The organism is Pantoea sp. SGAir0215, from assembly GCF_043543215.1.
The window spans coordinates 2,535,469-2,551,716 of sequence record NZ_CP028031.1; the positions used below are offsets into that span (position 1 = coordinate 2,535,469).

Annotated in this window: 18 protein-coding genes; 8 read left to right on the top strand and 10 right to left on the bottom strand. The window is 53.4% G+C overall.

Features of this window, described 5'->3' with window-relative positions; genetic code table 11:
• Positions 1 to 407 precede the first annotated feature (407 nt).
• The 3 genes from katE to C1N64_RS11925 all read right to left on the bottom strand — a co-directional run bounded on the left by katE (position 408) and on the right by C1N64_RS11925 (position 3,360).
• Positions 408 to 2,672 carry a catalase HPII gene (gene katE, locus C1N64_RS11915; protein WP_033741189.1) on the bottom strand — a complete coding sequence of 755 codons (2,265 nt, stop codon included), beginning with the start codon at positions 2,670 to 2,672 and terminating at the stop codon, positions 408 to 410.
• A gap of 137 nt (positions 2,673 to 2,809) precedes the next feature.
• Entirely contained in the window at positions 2,810 to 2,950 is a 141-nt protein-coding gene (locus C1N64_RS11920; RefSeq protein WP_375123998.1) for a hypothetical protein, read from the bottom strand.
• A gap of 233 nt (positions 2,951 to 3,183) precedes the next feature.
• Positions 3,184 to 3,360 carry a con-10 family general stress protein gene (locus tag C1N64_RS11925; protein WP_072021692.1) on the bottom strand — a complete coding sequence of 59 codons (177 nt, stop codon included), beginning with the start codon at positions 3,358 to 3,360 and terminating at the stop codon, positions 3,184 to 3,186.
• A gap of 326 nt (positions 3,361 to 3,686) precedes the next feature.
• Between C1N64_RS11925 and C1N64_RS11930 the strand changes: the two genes are divergently transcribed.
• The gene (locus C1N64_RS11930) at positions 3,687 to 4,655 is read left to right on the top strand and encodes a UV damage endonuclease UvsE (protein ID WP_058701997.1); all 969 of its coding nucleotides are present in this window, start codon (positions 3,687 to 3,689) and stop codon (positions 4,653 to 4,655) included.
• Between the two features lie 46 nt (positions 4,656 to 4,701).
• Here C1N64_RS11930 and C1N64_RS11935 read toward each other — a convergent pair whose 3' ends face one another.
• Positions 4,702 to 5,559 carry a manganese catalase family protein gene (locus C1N64_RS11935; RefSeq protein WP_039340546.1) on the bottom strand — a complete coding sequence of 286 codons (858 nt, stop codon included), beginning with the start codon at positions 5,557 to 5,559 and terminating at the stop codon, positions 4,702 to 4,704.
• 236 nt (positions 5,560 to 5,795) lie between these two features.
• Complete coding sequence (locus tag C1N64_RS11940; protein WP_033741464.1) at positions 5,796 to 6,053, bottom strand: biofilm development regulator YmgB/AriR family protein; 258 nt, start codon at positions 6,051 to 6,053, stop codon at positions 5,796 to 5,798.
• A 590-nt stretch (positions 6,054 to 6,643) separates the two neighbouring features.
• On the opposite strand from C1N64_RS11940, the gene C1N64_RS11945 reads away from it, so the two are divergent.
• Complete coding sequence (locus C1N64_RS11945) at positions 6,644 to 6,868, top strand: hypothetical protein (RefSeq protein ID WP_133745201.1); 225 nt, start codon at positions 6,644 to 6,646, stop codon at positions 6,866 to 6,868.
• 248 nt (positions 6,869 to 7,116) lie between these two features.
• On the opposite strand, the gene C1N64_RS11950 is transcribed toward C1N64_RS11945, so the two are convergent.
• On the bottom strand, positions 7,117 to 7,899 hold the full coding sequence (locus C1N64_RS11950; RefSeq protein ID WP_375123999.1) for a BPL-N domain-containing protein: 783 nt from the start codon (positions 7,897 to 7,899) through the stop codon (positions 7,117 to 7,119).
• 228 nt (positions 7,900 to 8,127) lie between these two features.
• A complete protein-coding gene (gene bla / locus C1N64_RS11955; RefSeq protein WP_052133179.1) occupies positions 8,128 to 9,009 on the bottom strand; it encodes a class A beta-lactamase in 882 nt (293 codons plus the stop codon).
• A 271-nt stretch (positions 9,010 to 9,280) separates the two neighbouring features.
• Here bla and C1N64_RS11960 point away from each other — a divergent pair, with 271 nt between their 5' ends.
• Positions 9,281 to 10,147: a LysR family transcriptional regulator gene (locus C1N64_RS11960; protein ID WP_162285647.1), complete on the top strand. Its 867-nt coding sequence runs from the start codon at positions 9,281 to 9,283 to the stop codon at positions 10,145 to 10,147.
• 213 nt (positions 10,148 to 10,360) lie between these two features.
• Here C1N64_RS11960 and C1N64_RS11965 read toward each other — a convergent pair whose 3' ends face one another.
• The gene (locus tag C1N64_RS11965; RefSeq protein WP_283786890.1) at positions 10,361 to 10,579 is read right to left on the bottom strand and encodes a helix-turn-helix transcriptional regulator; all 219 of its coding nucleotides are present in this window, start codon (positions 10,577 to 10,579) and stop codon (positions 10,361 to 10,363) included.
• A 725-nt stretch (positions 10,580 to 11,304) separates the two neighbouring features.
• Between C1N64_RS11965 and umuD the strand changes: the two genes are divergently transcribed.
• The 5 genes from umuD (at position 11,305) to C1N64_RS11990 (ending at position 15,094) form a co-directional block, all read left to right on the top strand.
• Positions 11,305 to 11,724: a translesion error-prone DNA polymerase V autoproteolytic subunit gene (umuD, locus tag C1N64_RS11970; protein WP_033741198.1), complete on the top strand. Its 420-nt coding sequence runs from the start codon at positions 11,305 to 11,307 to the stop codon at positions 11,722 to 11,724.
• Positions 11,725 to 11,726: 2 nt separating this feature from the next.
• Positions 11,727 to 12,992, top strand: coding sequence for a translesion error-prone DNA polymerase V subunit UmuC (gene umuC, locus C1N64_RS11975; protein ID WP_033741199.1), 1,266 nt, complete (start codon positions 11,727 to 11,729; stop codon positions 12,990 to 12,992).
• Positions 12,993 to 13,119: 127 nt separating this feature from the next.
• Complete coding sequence (hchA, locus tag C1N64_RS11980; RefSeq protein WP_033741201.1) at positions 13,120 to 13,965, top strand: glyoxalase III HchA; 846 nt, start codon at positions 13,120 to 13,122, stop codon at positions 13,963 to 13,965.
• Between the two features lie 140 nt (positions 13,966 to 14,105).
• Positions 14,106 to 14,747 (top strand): TetR/AcrR family transcriptional regulator, encoded by a 642-nt coding sequence (locus tag C1N64_RS11985; protein WP_369974372.1) that lies wholly within the window; start codon positions 14,106 to 14,108, stop codon positions 14,745 to 14,747.
• Positions 14,748 to 14,890: 143 nt separating this feature from the next.
• Positions 14,891 to 15,094 carry a hypothetical protein gene (locus C1N64_RS11990; RefSeq protein ID WP_367143082.1) on the top strand — a complete coding sequence of 68 codons (204 nt, stop codon included), beginning with the start codon at positions 14,891 to 14,893 and terminating at the stop codon, positions 15,092 to 15,094.
• 144 nt (positions 15,095 to 15,238) lie between these two features.
• Here the strand turns inward: C1N64_RS11990 and ycgZ are convergent, their stop codons facing one another.
• Together ycgZ and C1N64_RS12000 are read right to left on the bottom strand one after the other, a co-directional pair.
• Positions 15,239 to 15,478, bottom strand: coding sequence for a regulatory protein YcgZ (gene ycgZ / locus C1N64_RS11995; protein WP_033741208.1), 240 nt, complete (start codon positions 15,476 to 15,478; stop codon positions 15,239 to 15,241).
• A 227-nt stretch (positions 15,479 to 15,705) separates the two neighbouring features.
• On the bottom strand, positions 15,706 to 15,975 hold the full coding sequence (locus tag C1N64_RS12000) for a hypothetical protein (RefSeq protein ID WP_033741209.1): 270 nt from the start codon (positions 15,973 to 15,975) through the stop codon (positions 15,706 to 15,708).
• Between the last annotated feature and the right edge of the window lie 273 nt (positions 15,976 to 16,248).

Genomic DNA, 16,248 nt, shown 5'->3' on the forward strand with positions numbered 1-16,248 from the left:
GAGGGTACGGGTTGAAAATGTTGTTAACGAGATCAGGCACCCAGGAGAGGGGAACGCCTTCATCACCTCTTCCTGCGTTACTATTCAGAAAGTGTTATGTGTCATACCGCTTCAGACGCCAGGCAGCGTCTGATTCACACCATGCTTAAGCCCTAATCATAGACTACGTTGCCGTATTTACTGCGCGTGCCCGCCTTTGTACACGATTTATTCCTCAGCGAGGCTGATACGCACCGCCATCGGGCCCGCCCTGGTTTTCGCTGAACTTTATGGAAAATCAGATAAAACCCTGTGCCGTTATGCACAAAAAAACCGCCGTAAACAGCGGTTTCGCAGTCAAACAGGTGAATTTATGTGACGTTGTCACGATATCGTCAGCCAGAGCCGAGAGCCTGGCTGACGCGCCATCAGGCCGGAATGGTTTCCGCCTTTTGGCTACGTGACCAGACGCGGTGTTCGGCCATAGCCGCCGTGAAATCATTCATCAGCGCGATTTCAGCATTGTCGGCTTCCACGATGCCGTCTTCCTGCTGATTCTCATCCAGGTCAAACTGCGCTTTAAAGCGACGCGCTTCCCCACTCAGACCAATGACTTTCAGGTGCTTGTACGCTTCCAGCAGGAAGTAGCGCGCATCACCGCTTTTCAGCAGCGCATCCATGTTGCCATTGGGGACGATCACGGCGTCGAACGTAAGGGAAGGCAGGCCGTTAAAGGTGGCATCGATAGGTAACTGTGATCCATCGTCGGCACTGACCTGGCCCATGTGCGCCGCCAGCAGTTTCGTATGCACGCCGGCCGTTTTCAGGTGTTGCAGGATATGCAGCACATCATCGGCGTTAACGCCCTCGCTGACTAACAGCGCCACCTGGCGGCCTTTGATATCCCCATCCGGGATCGCGTACAGGCTCAGGCTGTCATCTTTTTGCAGGCCGTTAACCTCTTTTGGCGCGGCGGTATTCAACTGGTCGTCGCTGAGCGCAATCCCCAGATTGGCGGCAACACCCTGCGCCAGCGTGACGTCAATGCGCAGCAGATGATCGAGCACGCGCTCACGAATGTAAGGGCGAGCCACTTTACTCAGTTCAAACGAATACGCGCCAATAATATGTTGCTGTTCGATGGCAGTCTGGCTGTTCCAGAACAGTCGCGGCTGTGAATAGTATTCGCCGAATGAAGGGCTGCGTTCGCGCACTTTATGTCCTTCAATGCGCTCCTGATAGCTTTCAAAGCCGCCTCCTTTTGCCGCCGGTGGGGTTTCCCGTGGCCAGTTGTCATTGATCGAGTTCGGCTCGTAGTTGGCCGGATTGGTATCAATGTCCATTCGGTGCATGCCCTGACGCTGAAAATTGTGGTAAGGGCAAACCGGGCGGTTAATCGGAATTTCATGGAAGTTAGGCCCGCCAAGACGGCTGATTTGCGTATCGGTGTAGGAGAACAGACGGCCCTGAAGCAGGGGATCGTTGGTGAAATCCAGGCCGGGAACGATGTGACCGGGATGGAAGGCGACCTGCTCGGTTTCGGCGAAGAAGTTGTCCGGATTGCGGTTCAGCACCATTTTGCCGACGCGCACCACAGGCACCAGCGCTTCAGGAATCAGTTTGGTGGCGTCCAGAATATCAAAGTCAAACTTAAACTCATCCTCTTCCGGAATCATCTGCAGGCCAAGCTCGAACTCAGGGAAATCACCCGCTTCGATCGCTTCCCACAGATCGCGACGGTGGAAGTCAGGATCGCGGCCTGTCAGCTTCTGAGATTCGTCCCACAGCAGTGAGGCTTTACCGGCCAGCGGTTTCCAGTGGAAACGAACAAATGTGGCTTTACCTTCGTCGTTGATCAGGCGGAACGTATGAATGCCGAAGCCTTCCATCGTGCGGTAGCTGCGTGGGATACCGCGGTCGGACATCGCCCACATAACGTTGTGCAGGGTTTCGGGCTGCAGCGAGACATAATCCCAGAACGTGTCGTGCGCACTCTGGCCCTGAGGGATCTCATTGTGCGGTTCGGGTTTCACCGCATGCACGAAGTCCGGGAACTTATGCGCATCCTGGATAAAAAAGACGGGCGTATTGTTGCCCACTAAATCAAAAACGCCTTCCTCGGTATAGAACTTGGTGGCAAAGCCACGAATATCCCGCACGGTATCCGCCGAACCGGCACCGCCCTGAACAGTAGAGAAGCGCACAAAAACCGGCGTGATCTGCTCAGGCTCGCTCAGAAAATGGGCTTTGGTCACGTCCTTCAGCGAGCAGTAAGGCTGGAAGTAACCATGGGCGGCCGAGCCGCGCGCATGGACGATGCGCTCAGGGATGCGTTCATGATCAAAATGGGTGATCTTCTCCCGCATAATAAAATCTTCAAGCAGCGTCGGACCGCGTGATCCGGCGCGCAATGAGTTCTGGTCGTCTGCAATACGGGTGCCCTGGTTGGTGGTCAGCGCGCTGCCTGTGCCGCCTTTGCGGTTCACCTCCAGCTGATCCAGCTTTGCATTACGCGTCTCAGGGGCTTTAAGGCTGCCGGGCGCCGTTGGTTGTTTCCCCGGTGGTGTGGGTTCGGCAGGAGGCTGATGTGAACCGTCTTTGGGGGCTAATGATCCCAGGCCGGGCTGTGAGGATTCGGGGCCGGTGGTTGGGGCACGGTGATTCAGGGGCGTAGTAGATTTCTCATTCGACATGACACATTGCTCCAGCTTTTTTTATACGACGTGAGGTGGCTGTAAATATAGAACACCTCACCGATTACGCCTGAAAATATTCTGTTTAACCGGTGCGCTTAAATATCGCACGGTGTGTGATGCCTGTTTTTTTATTTTCAGCAAAGCACAGGCGGAAATAATTCATTAGCGAAATTAAATAGCAAATTTTGGATATTTTTTCGTTGTTTTTCATTTGTTTGATTGTTTTCTGTAAAGACGGGGAAGGGCCGGGCAATCGTCGCACGTTTATTTTTCATGCGGTATTTTCTGAAACAGGTCGCCTCTCGTGATTAACGCACTTTGCTGGCGATACGGTATTTTACGCATAGCGTAATACCGCTGCGCTTATTAAGGTAAAGGGCGATGTGATTGAGTCAGACAAAAGACAAAGCAGAGCCGGTGATAGTGTGCAGAGCGGATAAAAGGGGAACTGACAGAGGAAAAGTGCCAGTCCATGGCGTCGTCCTTCCTTAAGGCGCCTTACTCAGAACTACTTAGACGTGCGTCGGCTGGTTTTGCCGCCTTTCCGACCGGCCTCCCTGGCTCTTTCAGGATCGTTCCTGAAATTACCTCCGCTGGCTTTGCCTCCTGCACTGCCAGCTTCACTGGCGCGATCAGGATCGTTAGCAAAATTTCCGGCTCCACCTCTGTATTTCTGTTGTGTCATAGTCAGACCTCATATCAGTGTTCCGTAAGATAAAAAGGACTAGCTAGTCACACTGTCATTTTAGTTGTTACAGGAAATTATGCCACTCTGCACGCGCAGACTTTTTGCGGCTTTCGTAAGTTATTTCCCAAAAAATCAGTAAGTAATATTCTGTTACGGGTGAGCGGCTGTGACGGGATGAGTGACGCTTATCGTTCACCCACTGTCAGAATGGGTTTAATGAAGCATTACCTGGAAAGATGGTCATTAACCTATTGATAAAATTGCCCAAAATGGCGAGTTAAAAATTAACTGTTACACTTTCTGAATACCTTTCAGGAGTGACTATGAAATTAGGCTTTGCATGCAAGTACTTAAATGCGGACGGCAAGCAGTTCTTTCCCTTTCGCGCCACCACCCGGACACGTTTTCTCCGCCTGGATAAGGCGCAGGGCAGCGCACTGCTTTATGAGATCGCGCAAACCAATTTGCAGAATCTGTATTTAACGCTGGAGGCGATAGCGACACAGCCTGATGCGTTAAGAATGATGCGCATTGGCAGCGATTTACTGCCGCTGTACACCGTGCCAGAAGCAAAACCCCTGTTTGCCCGTTTTTTGCCGGAACTGTATCCGCTTTTTGCCCGCTGCGGTGAACTGGCCAGACAGCATAACATTCGTCTGTCATTCCATCCGGGACAGTACAGCGTGCTGGCGTCAGACAATCCTGATGTAGTAACCCGCGCGCTGGAAGATGTGGAATACCATGCCCTGTGCGCCTGCCTGATGGGCTACGGCAAAACCTTTCAGGATTTTAAAATCAACATCCATATGAATGGCAAACGGGGTTTTGACGGGTTTAAACAGGCCTTTCACCGTCTCAGTCCCGAAGCCCGCCTGATGCTGACGGTAGAAAATGATGAGATATCCTGTTCGCTGGACGACGTGCTTCAGGCCCGTGCATTGTGTCCCGTCGTGTTAGACATTCATCATCACTGGGTGAAAGAGAATCAGTTTATTCAGGCCGATGATGTTCGTATTGCCCAAATTACAGAGTCCTGGCGTGGGGTACGGCCAGTATTGCACTATTCCATTTCGCAGGAGGGCCTTATCCCTGAGAAGGGGTTCCCCGATCAGCAGCAACTGGCAGTGCCAAAAACCAAACTGCGGGCGCACTCCGATTATTATTTCAACGCGACGCTCAATGACTGGGCATTGTCGTTTAGCGATTTCGACATTATGTGCGAAGTGAAAATGAAGAACCTGGCCAGAGAAACGCTTTACACGCAGGCAAAAAGTCACAGGCTGGTGGCCTGACAGGACCGGCGGGCAAAAAAAGAAGGGCCGGTGGCCCTTCAGATCATCACAATCCCTTTTTCAGTGGCGGAACGCCACCTTCGATTTGTGCCTGCTGAGCACCGGAACCGGGGCGGGCATTCCCCAGCAGCGGCTCTTCTCCTAAAATATCCGGCTGCTCTTTCGCGCTAAACTCACCGCGACCGTCGAAGGAGGGGCCTTCACTCCAGCGGCCTTTCGGCAACGGTTTATCCAGTGAGGTATTCAGGCAGTAGTAAGCGTGTTCCTGCGCTTCCCCTTCCTGTGGGAAACTGTCCGGGATGGGCAGCGACGCATCCAGGCCGCCTAAATCTTCGATTACCGCCAGCCACTGCTGCTGGTGCATCGTGTCGCGGGCAATCAGGAAAGACAGGAAATCCTTCATGCCTTTATCCTCAGTCAGATTGTACAGGCGCGTCGCCAGTACCCGGCCTGTGGCTTCAGCCGTCACGTTTGCCAGCATATCGGCCGCCACATTGCCGGACGCGTAAATATGGCTCATGTCAAAAGGCATGCCGTTCGCATTCACCGGCAGGGCAGCCAGTCCTGATGACAGGATATGACGGGGATTCATTCCGCCGAGAATCGCATTCACCACGGGATCTTTTGCCGAGGCTTCCTGATAAGAAAGGGGCGCGCCCTCCAGGTTGAGGGCCACCGCATGGCCCAGCATCTCAATATGGCTCAGTTCTTCAGTTGCCGTAGAGATAAGAAGATCTTTGATCCGCGCATCGCCGCGTGCGCCCATGGCCTGGAAGAAGTACTGCATTGCCACACGTATTTCGCCTTCCACGCCGCCAATGGCTTGCTGGAGTAACATGGCGAATTCAGGATCGGGTTTCTCTACTCGCACGGGGTACTGCAGCTTTGATGAGTGATGAAACATGGTTATCTCCTGGTTAGTGAGGAATCGATCAACAGCCAAAAGCCTGGTCATGAATGCCAGAGAAATAAAGCGCAGCGAGGTAGGTTTTCTTCATCGCCGCTGCGTTTAACCTTTTGATTTACCGCGAAAGGAGAGGCGAGGTAAGCTGAAAAAAATAAAAAAAAAGCCCCTGAATCAGGGGCGAATTTTTAGGGAAGGCAAAGCATCCATGCTAATTAGCGTTTCATCACAACTTATCAAAAACGGACATCGCCCGGCGTACGCTGAAGCACAATCTCCAGGGCCTGACGATAGATATCCTGCATGGTCACATCGGTTTCACATTCGAGTTTGTGGATCAAACCCAGCACGATGTCTTTTTCAGAAACGTGAGCCTTATAGGCAGCAAGCTCTGACCAGGTTTCGGCAATCACATCTTTTTCGCTGGTGAAATGGGCACCCGCGTTCATGAAATAGTCTGAAATCTGAGACTCAGTATTCGTTGTCGTTTGCATCATGGCCTCAAAATCGTTAGAAGGAAAAATTTTGCATCTGAAGGTGGAAATCCACTCACCTTCAGATGCGGTGCAAAGCACCTTTCGTTACAAGTGACTTAACATCACGCCGTAAAGTTATACAAAAAAACCAAGTTTGTACAATTTTTTTGTATAAAATTTTAAGTGGTCGGATGACTTTTCGGCGCTTATTGCAACATAAAATCTAAAAATATTAACATTTTCTGTTGATTTTTAAGGGATTATTGAGGGTACCCTCTGCGCGGCGCCTTTTTGGAAAGTTGTACAACCTTGTACAAGATGACTTTTCTGAGCGGGCCGGGTTGTACAGGCGACGCGGGAACGGATCACTGTCACGCGTGCTGTGTGCGGCAGCGTCCTCCCTGGCGGCAACGTCGACATGGCAGGCCAATAACCCCTGAGCTCAGACGGGGAACCGCGTCTGGCAGGTGAACTCTGCAAACAGGCCGGGGCGGGCGCGTTGCCCGGAAGTGCCGTGTGAATCTGTCGGGAGCCGTGGTCATAATTTACTTTCTTATGAACGCGCAGGGCGTTAAGGTTTACGCCTCTTGAATCACAAGGACATGATAATGGTTAACGACTATTTTTCACTGCCGTCCGCGGGCATGACGCAGGAACAACACAAACGTACGGTCGCCGTTGCGGCGGCGCTGGCAGTGGCAAAAGCATCCGTCAGCGCCTCGACGTCAGCGAATGGCTCTAAAGCCGCCTGGGATTTGCAGGCCGTGGCAAACGAAATTGCCAATCTGGCGGATGCGATTCAGGATGCGCTGGAGGCCGACAGCACCGTGTAATCTTCCTGCCTGACGGGATGCGCGACGCTGATTGCCTTCACGTGCCAGCCGTCAGGCACGGCGACCTGGCGGGCGCAGGGCGGATTGAGGAATGTGAGCGTCAGCTGTCCGCCAGCCGGATCTCCCGGTTATATTCACGACAGACAGCTACGCAGCGATCCGGTTGCCGCTCACATCGCGTACAGGAAAAGCGGCACCGTCACGACAGGACCACGCCGCCCGGCCACGGACACTCACGCAGTGCGGGCTTAAGGCACGGTGTTATCAAACCCGGCCAACAGGCGAGACATTTTTGCCTGGGGCGTGGTGTCAACGCCGTCTTTACCGCCGTCTGCCTGGTCCATCCAGCTCTCGTCGGCTTCCGGATGCGGTCCGGTTAACACAACCGTGCCTTTTCCATACGTATAGTGGGCGATAGCGACGTCACCATTCCGGTAAAAGGCCAGAGGGGTAAAACCATCCCGGGCTTGATTGCCCTCAAGGTACGGACCGTCCTGATAATAGAACCGCGTTGGCTGACGCTGCCAGTCAACGCGAATCGTGTAATCGCCCTCATCAGCAATGCCCGAGCCTGGACGGCCCACTTCCGATTCCAGCGGTGAGCTAATCAGCCCCAGCCACTGACTGTCTGCCAGGTAGGCCCCCATGCAAAGGCCCAGAAACCCCTTGCCGCTGCGAACAAACTGTCGAATAGCCCGGACGCCTTCCTCTCCCAGTGCGGCATAAGCCGCGGGAATATCCTGACCGCCGCCAGGCTGAATATAGAGATCAAACTGACGCAGGTTCTGTGCCGTCAGCCTGAGCGTTTCATGCTCGCCGATGTACGTTGTGCGAACCGGCCGGGTGAGGCCGTGGAGCGATTTCACCACCATTTCCGAACAGCCGTCACATCCTGCCGCGCCGCGATAAACGGCGATGTTCAGCGGCGGCGGGACAGCCAGCACCGCGCCGGGCACCAGGCTTAAGGCAAGCAGCAGGGCGGTCAGTCTTCCGTTACGGGGGCGAAGGATTGCATGATAAGCCAGCCTCATAGGTTATTTCCTGTCGGTTAAATAACGTGGGTATGCACGGCGTAATCCCGGCCAGTCGCCTGTGCTCAGGCAGGCGTACTGGCGGTAAACCGGCGACTTGAGCAAGCGCTCAATTTAGGGAAGTGACGGATGCCTGTCAACGGGTTTATTGACCTGACAAACCTTTTCAGCGGCGTGATACAGCCCGTACAGACAGGCCATATCACGTGTTAACGCCGTTACGGTCGCTTAGTTTTCATAACCTGAGGCGATAATTTTTGCGGCGCTGGCCAGCACATCCTTACGCGAGGCCGCGTGTTTGTCGGTCTGCGTGTAGTAGGTCACCAGCACCAGCGGGGCATGATGCGGTGGCCAGATCACGGCGATGTCGTTGGTGGTGCCGTAATCACCGCTGCCGGTTTTATCCGCGACCACCCAGTCAGCAGGCAGACCCGCACGTATGCTGTAGGTGCCGGTTGTATTGCCCTTCATCCAGTCGGCTAACTGCTGGCGTTGAGCAGGTGCCAGCGCCGTGCCTAAAACCAGTTTTTGCAGGCTCTGCGCCATCGCTGTCGGTGACGTTGTATCACGTGTATCACCCGGAATAGCGGTATTAAGCGTGGGCTCGGTTCGATCGAGACGAAACGTGTTATCGCCGATGCTGCGGGCGAAGGCGGTCACGGCATGCGGCCCGCCAAGGTGCGTCAGCAGTTTATTCATCGCCGCGTTGTCGCTGTACTGCAAGGCCGCCGCACTGAGTTCTGCCACGGTCATCGTGCCGCCCACCTGTTTTTCGGTCACGGGGTTGTAATTCACCAGGTCGGCGTGACGAATCGCGATGTTTTCATTCAGCAGGCCTTGTGCGGTTTCCGCTTTCTTCAGAATGGCCGCCACCGTAAAGACTTTACTGGTGCTGCAAAGGGGAAAACGTTCGTTACCACGATAAGTAAAAACAGAACCATCACCGGTGTCGATCGCCGCCACGCCTAAGCGTCCGCCTGCGGCATGTTCCAGCTGCCGGACAGGTTGCGCTAACAATGCGTCATTGAAATGGGCCTCGGCGACAAAAGGGACCGCCAGCGCCAGTAGGGTTGCCGCTGCACAGATGCGCAGCCGGGGAGCCGTAGCCATATAAACCTCCGTTAATGTGTATCTGCATTCAGACATGCCCGGCACCTCACCGCCTCAGGAAGCGGGGCGTGCTGAGCGAAACGTGTAAAATGCGCCCCTCGTGAAACTTATGTCAGTTTCTGCCACCTGATGCCCCCGTTATGACACGAAGGTCGCGTTATTGCGGGACATATCGCCTGTCAAAAGTGTGACGAGGGAGAGAGTAAGGGATTTCAAATTATCGACAAGCGAGATAATTTGAGAGGAGCCAAAAGAATTTCTGGGGTTAACAATGAAAAATGATGTTCCGCTTAATGCACTCCGGGCCTTTTATGCTTCGGCCCGGTACCTGAATTTTACTCACGCAGGTATGGCACTTTTCGTCTCGCAGGCGGCCGTGAGCCAGCAGGTCAGGCTACTTGAAGAGCGGCTGGGCGTGACGTTATTCCGGCGCTTACCGCGTGGACTGGAGATGACGGACGAGTCCCGGCTGCTGTTTGCCGAGGTGTCCGAGGCGTTCACCCAGCTTGAAAAAGCCTGGCGCCGGTTTGAAGGGGGTGAATACCGCGAAGTGATGACCCTCGCCTGTGTCGGGACCTTTGCGCTGGGCTGGCTGCTGCCGCGTCTGGATGCCTTTCATCAGCAGCATCCTGCGCTGGAAGTGAACGTGCGCACCCATAATAACGTCGTGAATCTGGCGGGCGAAGGCATCGATTATGCTATTCGCTTTGGGACGGGGGCCTGGCCTGCAACGCACAACGAACCGCTGTTTACCGCACCGCTGACTGCGCTTTGCCGGCCGGATATCGCCCGTCGGCTGCAGCAGCCCGGCGATCTGTTACGGGAAACGCTGCTGCGTTCTTATCGCGCGGATGAGTGGGGTAACTGGTTCACTGCGGCAAATATCACGCCCCCCAGAATGACTGGTCCGGTTTTCGACTCCTCGCGGCTGATGGTCGAGGCAGCGGTTCAGACGGGCGGTGTCGCGCTGGTGCCGGTCTGCATGTTTCAGCGGGAGCTGGAGGCGGGCATCCTGGTGCGGCCTTTTGACATTGAGATTGATGTCGGTGGCTACTGGTTAACCTGGCTGCGGTCAAAGACGCTGACGCCATCGATGGAGATATTTCGCGAATGGATAAGGCAGCAGGTAAATGGCTGACCGGATCGGTCACAAGCCCATGCGCCTCACACGCCGATCAGGTTACGGTTGCCGGCGGAAAGCGCAGGGCGAGTCAGGCGCGCGGTGACGTTATCCCGGCATGATGACGGCGCAGGGTTAACCGATGATGCCTGCGCGGACATTGTGCGTATTCATCACGCGGGCGGAGGCAACGTATTATCCTGCCATGCGGGCAACACAGCGCGACGTTTTTTATTTTCTGAGATGAATCAGCCAGAGGATAAACTCACTGTTATTTCTCACGCCTACTTTCTGCATGATTTTTTGCTTAAGATAATAGATGACGTGTGCAGGTGAAGCCATCTGGTACGCGATCTGGTTAACCGTCATACCGGTCATAAAAAGCCAGCTTAAAGAAAGTTCCTGCTCGGTTAAATAGACCTTTTTTCCCTGTGTACTTTTCAATTCCATTTTTATTCTGCCTCTCAATGCTTTTTTTCAATGCCACGGTGATAGCCGTGTTCGGCGGTAATGCAGGCATGATAGGCAAACGTGTTGGATATCACAGTATAAATCATTTCACGTTATCTTATTTTTTTAACTATATGATTATTATCATTTTTAATCCGAATGAGACACGTTCACATCACAAAAGATGAACGTTGTATCCGGCGATCCTGTCTTCATTTTTGCAAAAAAGATCGGCTGTGGTGATTTTCCCGTCATAAAAGCAGCGTGAAACAGCGCTGGCGAATCAGACCCCGTTTATCGCCTGCTATTTTGACGCCTTTTTTCGGACTTGCTTAGGGCTATTTTTATCACTATGCACGGCCAGGCGGTTGTTTATTTCCGTTATCGTCTGCGCGCCGCTTGTACGCTTAGCCGATTGATGTTGCTAACGCTGTCAGCATTATTTCCGCCCGGGTTGTGCGGCGAATAAATACGCGCCGCTAACGGGCAGCGTTCCGTGCTTTTTAAACATCTGTTCAGCGAAGAGAAGAATTTTGCATGCGCCGGCGAAAAAACAACCGGTACGGTTAATGGCTGCACAGGCCTGTCATAAGGCGATGAAAAGGGCAGAAAAAAATATCCATCCACATCAACTGGTTTACATAAACCTCTCCGGTTTCGCTTGATCGCACTGGCAGATCGCGATTACTGTAATTATATACAGTAATTTGGCGTGAGAGGTGAATATGGAATTTATCAGGCCAGCAAAAGTGAGCACGCCTTTGCAATTACCGCTGTTTGTCGAGCGGGTGCCGTGCGGTTTTCCGTCTCCGGCGCAGGACTACGTTGAGCAGCGGATTGATTTGAACAAGCTCATCGTTCAGCATCCCAGTTCGACATACTTTGTGCGCGTCAGTGGAGAATCGATGTCCGGAGCGGGCATTAACGACGGCGATATGCTGGTGGTGGACAGCGCACTGGTGGCTTCTCATGGCGATATTGTGGTGGCCGCGATTGAGGGCGAATTTACCGTCAAGCGGCTTCAGCTTCAGCCCTGCCTGCAACTGATGCCAATGAACCGTCAGTTCAAACCCATTGTGATTAGCACAGAAGACGCGCTCGAAGTGTTTGGCGTTGTGACCTATGTGATCAAGTCGGTTTATTAATCATGTTTGCGCTGGTCGATGTGAACAATTTTTATGCCTCCTGTGAAACGGTGTTTCGACCGGATCTCAAGGGCAAGCCCATTATTGTGCTCTCAAACAACGATGGCTGTGTGATTGCGCGTAATGCCGAAGCCAAAGCCCTTGGCGTCACCATGGCCGTGCCGTTTTTTAAAATGCGAGAAATCATTGCCCGCCATAACGTGCAGGTCTTTAGCTCTAACTATGCGCTGTATGCGGATATGAGCACCCGGGTCATGACGCTACTGGAGGAAATGGCCCCGTCGGTAGAAATTTATTCGATTGATGAGGCCTTTCTGGATTTAACCGGCGTCAGCCACTGCATGTCGCTTGATACCCTGGGGCACCAGATTAAAAAACGCATCAAAAAAGAAATTCATCTTAACGTCTGTGTCGGGATTGCCCCTACCAAGACGCTGGCGAAGCTGGCGAATTTTGCGGCCAAAAAATGGGCGGGCTACACCAACGGTGTGGTCGATCTGTCCGATCCGGTGCGCCAGCAAAAACTGCTGGCGAAGGTGTCGGTCAAGGATATCTGGGGCGTTGGCCGCCGTCTCAGCCAGCGGCTTGAGGAGATGGGGATAACCTCGGCCGCAGACCTAGCGCGTCAGCGTCCCAGCCTGATTCGTAAGAATTTCAGCGTGGTGCTGGAACGCACGGTCAGAGAATTATGCGGTGAACCCTGTCAGGATTTAGAAGCCCTCGAACCCACCAAACAGCAGATCATGTGCTCACGTTCTTTCAGTAGCCGTCTTTCAGACTATGCACAGGTGCGTGAGGCAGTCTGTACCTATGCCGAACGTGCCGCCGAAAAACTGCGGAAAGAAAAACAGTACTGCCGACAAATCGGGGTGTTTCTGCGCACCAGCCCCCATGCCGTTGGTGAAAACTTTTACGGCAATCAGGCCACTGGTCAGTTACTGACGCCGTCGCACGATACGCGCGACATTATCCGGGTGGCGACCGACATGCTGGACTACATCTGGATCGCGGGCCACCGCTATATCAAAGCGGGCGTTGTCCTGAGCGACTTCTTTGACCACGGCGTGACTCAGTTGGATTTGTTTGATGAGCGACCGGTCAACCCGGGCCGTAACGATCTGATGCAGGTTATCGATCAGATCCACAAAGCGGGCAAGGGGAAAATGTGGTTCGCCGGACAGGGGACAGAGAAGCGCTGGGCGATGAAGCGCGAAATGCTGTCGCCGGCTTATACCACGCGCATCAGCGATCTGCCGGTGGTGAAGTAAGGCGTGGGCAGGGATGACAGCAACAGAATGCTCTTATAAGGGGGCCGTTTGGGCTGCCGCGCGGTTTAAATCTGGCGTTGTGGTCTAGGCTAAAACAGGTATCCATCCCCTTAAGGAGAGCTTTGTCATGTCAGAACTCAGTAAATCGCCGGTGGCAGATCGGGCCGAACATAACGCCTTTTTTCCTTCTGCCTACTCACTTGACCAGTTCACCCGCCCCACATCTGATCTCGGTGATGCCGACTATCCCCAGCCGTATTCAGGGAATAAAAAGGTCCTGGTGATCTGCACCGACGAGCGCTATCTGCCGCTTGATAACGACACCCTGTTTTCCACCGGTAACCATCCGATTGAGACGCTGCTTCCGATGTATCACCTGTATCAGGCCGGTTTCCAGTTTGATGTGGCGACGTTGTCCGGGCAGATGGTGAAGTTTGAACACTGGGCGATGCCCCAGCAGGATGAGGTGGTCATTGGCTTTTACAATCACTGCCTGTCGCTGTTTCGTTCCCCGCTGACGCTGAACGCTGTCGTTCAGTCACTGACGCCCCGGTCAGAGTACGCAGGCGTCTTTATTCCGGGCGGTCACGGCGCGCTGATAGGGCTGCCCGAAAGTGAAGCCGTCGCTGAGGTGATCCGCTGGACGCTGGCCAACGATCGTCACCTGATTTCGCTGTGCCATGGCCCGGCTGCCTTTCTTGCTCTGGACAAAGGCGACAATCCGCTTAATGGCTATAAAATTTGCGCCTTCCCCGATGCGACCGACAAACAAACACCGGATATCGGCTACATGCCGGGACAGTTAACCTGGTTCTTTGGGGAGAAACTTCAGGCCATGGGACTGACGCTGGTTAACAGCGATATTAAAGGGACCGTGCATAAAGATCGCCGGGTACTGACGGGCGACAGTCCCTTTGCGGCGAACGCGCTCGGTAAACTGGCGGCAGACGAGCTGCTTAAAGCCAACGCCTGATCGGCCTGCTTTTTATCCCACCACGGCATCGCCTGCACCGCACTTTGTGCAGACGATGCGCCGGGGTGGGATTCGGGTGTACTTGCACCCGGTGCCTGAGATACAATCGTCCTGCCTATCGTTTCCGGGTAATGTCGGAAATGCAGCCTCTCAAACTGGTCGTCATGAGCAGCCAACAATCCACAGCGAATAAACAAAAAGAACGCGGCAGGCCCAGAGAATTTGATATCGAACAGGCTCTGGACCAGGCGATGATCGTGTTCCGGCAGAAAGGATATCATGCCGCCTCGCTTAACGATTTGAGTGAGGCAATGCAGCTTTCTGTCGGTAGTATCTACAAAGCGTTTCAGGACAAGCGATCGTTGTTCCTGCTGGTTTTTCAGCGTTACATCACGGTCCGCAACGAGGATCTGCGCGGACGCCTGGCCCGCTTTTCGACCGGCCGCGCAAAGTTAAGTGAACTACTCCAGTTTTATCTGGATTCTTCCCGGTCAACGGAAGGGCGCACCGGCTGTCTGGTCGTAGGCAGTGCTATTGAATTACAGGTGCTGGATGCGGAGCTGTCACAACAGGTTACACAGGTTATCTTCCGCAATAAGGCCTTTCTGATGTCACTTTTGCAGGAAGGGCAGCATGATGGCTCCATCAGGCGCGACCTGGATGTGGAGACGGCTGCAGGACTGATTTTGCGTATTGCCTTTGGTATGCGTGTTACCGGCAAGGTGGCGGATGTACACGATGAACAGGCTACGATTGCGCTGGCCCTGAAAATCCTGGATTAATCTTTGCTCATTTAGGAAGTAAATATTCCCTTATGTCATCCATGCAGGGCGGCCGGTCACCCACGGGCTGCCAGACACAGGCACAGTGTGCCTTCTCTAAAACACTTTGCTGTTACAGAAAAAGTAAAATTTGAGGATTATGCGTGAAACATGACAGGGCAAACATCGGTGAAGAGATTCACGCGCTTTTAGGGCGCGTTGTGTCAGGCATCCTGCAGCCGGGTAAAACGCTCACACTGCAGGAAATTATTGGTGCGTTGCACCAGCAAAGTCTCCAGACAAGCTGTAAAAAGACCCGACAGACCTGCGAAGAGGCTATCCGTATCCTCGCGCATAAACTCCATTAATGACGACGGGCTGAAGCAAGGAAGCCTGTATGGCCGTCACGTCACAGTAACGACAGCAGCAACAATAATGCCAGCAGCAGCAGCGAAAAGGCCGCAACGGCTTCGCAACGATGCCCCGTCCCGTCACGGCAGTCACTGGCCGTCTTAACGACCAAACAGCAACCCAATCAGTTCACGGCAAAGGCGCTCTTCTTCCTGACTGGCTGACAGCTCAAGACGGCGCAGCAGTTTAGTGCAGATAGACTTACGGTTCACGTTCTGGCCGGCGCGTAAAATATCTACCACGATTTGCCCCAGCATTTCCTGCTGTGAAGGGAGACCCGCCGCAGAAAAATAGCGGGAGATATCGTCGGCGCTCTGCGGTAAGCGATGATTGCGTTGCATAGAGGTTCTCGGGTGGTTCAAAAGTAGTCAGTTGAAAGTAGCGTAAAGTTATACAATAAAATAAAACTTGTACAGCTATTTTTGCAGAAAAAGCGTGCGGCGCGATTCAGGCGGGGACAGAGAGAAGGGCAGAAAGCGGACACAGAGAGAATACAGACAGCTGGCACGCAGTAAACGCGGACGCATCCGGCGTCCGCGAAGCGTGGTATCGCATTAACCTGTCAGCGTTAATGCTCGGTCACATTGGCGGGAACCTGGCCCGTTACTACCATCCAGTTGAGTTCGGCCCGCTCGCGCGTAGCCACGTTAATAAAGCTTTTCAGCCATTTACGCGCATCGGCGATCAGGAGCACGCGCTCATCGTCGCTTTCATGGTCCGCCATCGTGCTGAGCTGGCGAATCAGTGAAACCACCGTGATCTCCTCATTCTGTAGTGCCAGGTTCACCGCAGCTTCACCAATAATCTTATGACCGGTAGCCTCATCGTGAAAATTCATATGCACCTCCTGAGAGTGAGTGAGAATGTCGTCGACCCAGTGATTAGTTTAGTAAAAGGAATGAATAGCGGTAGTGTGATTTCATTCGGTGATACCTATCAAAGAAAACATTAAAAACAGTGAACTTTCATACCGCAGGCTAACACCTTAATAAGCGAGCGAAAATTTATAAAGACCCGTTTTATCCGCCAGAATTGAAGTGATTAAACCACTAGATAGTGGCGAACTGGCCTGAAATTACGATAGGTCCCTGACACGGTGACCTGGCCGTCA

Bases quoted from the DNA above. Each gene is read 5' to 3' on its own strand.
- bla (WP_052133179.1), bottom strand. From the start codon at position 9,009: ATGGCTACGGCTCCCCGGCTGCGCATCTGTGCAGCGGCAACCCTACTG.
- katE (WP_033741189.1), bottom strand. From the start codon at position 2,672: ATGTCGAATGAGAAATCTACTACGCCCCTGAATCACCGTGCCCCAACC.
- C1N64_RS11920 (WP_375123998.1), bottom strand. From the start codon at position 2,950: ATGAAAAATAAACGTGCGACGATTGCCCGGCCCTTCCCCGTCTTTACA.
- C1N64_RS12000 (WP_033741209.1), bottom strand. From the start codon at position 15,975: ATGAATTTTCACGATGAGGCTACCGGTCATAAGATTATTGGTGAAGCT.
- C1N64_RS11950 (WP_375123999.1), bottom strand. From the start codon at position 7,899: ATGAGGCTGGCTTATCATGCAATCCTTCGCCCCCGTAACGGAAGACTG.
- C1N64_RS11960 (WP_162285647.1), top strand. From the start codon at position 9,281: ATGAAAAATGATGTTCCGCTTAATGCACTCCGGGCCTTTTATGCTTCG.
- hchA (WP_033741201.1), top strand. From the start codon at position 13,120: ATGTCAGAACTCAGTAAATCGCCGGTGGCAGATCGGGCCGAACATAAC.
- C1N64_RS11940 (WP_033741464.1), bottom strand. From the start codon at position 6,053: ATGCAAACGACAACGAATACTGAGTCTCAGATTTCAGACTATTTCATG.
- umuD (WP_033741198.1), top strand. From the start codon at position 11,305: ATGGAATTTATCAGGCCAGCAAAAGTGAGCACGCCTTTGCAATTACCG.
- ycgZ (WP_033741208.1), bottom strand. From the start codon at position 15,478: ATGCAACGCAATCATCGCTTACCGCAGAGCGCCGACGATATCTCCCGC.
- umuC (WP_033741199.1), top strand. From the start codon at position 11,727: ATGTTTGCGCTGGTCGATGTGAACAATTTTTATGCCTCCTGTGAAACG.
- C1N64_RS11985 (WP_369974372.1), top strand. From the start codon at position 14,106: ATGCAGCCTCTCAAACTGGTCGTCATGAGCAGCCAACAATCCACAGCG.
- C1N64_RS11925 (WP_072021692.1), bottom strand. From the start codon at position 3,360: ATGACACAACAGAAATACAGAGGTGGAGCCGGAAATTTTGCTAACGAT.
- C1N64_RS11930 (WP_058701997.1), top strand. From the start codon at position 3,687: ATGAAATTAGGCTTTGCATGCAAGTACTTAAATGCGGACGGCAAGCAG.
- C1N64_RS11945 (WP_133745201.1), top strand. From the start codon at position 6,644: ATGGTTAACGACTATTTTTCACTGCCGTCCGCGGGCATGACGCAGGAA.
- C1N64_RS11965 (WP_283786890.1), bottom strand. From the start codon at position 10,579: ATGGAATTGAAAAGTACACAGGGAAAAAAGGTCTATTTAACCGAGCAG.
- C1N64_RS11935 (WP_039340546.1), bottom strand. From the start codon at position 5,559: ATGTTTCATCACTCATCAAAGCTGCAGTACCCCGTGCGAGTAGAGAAA.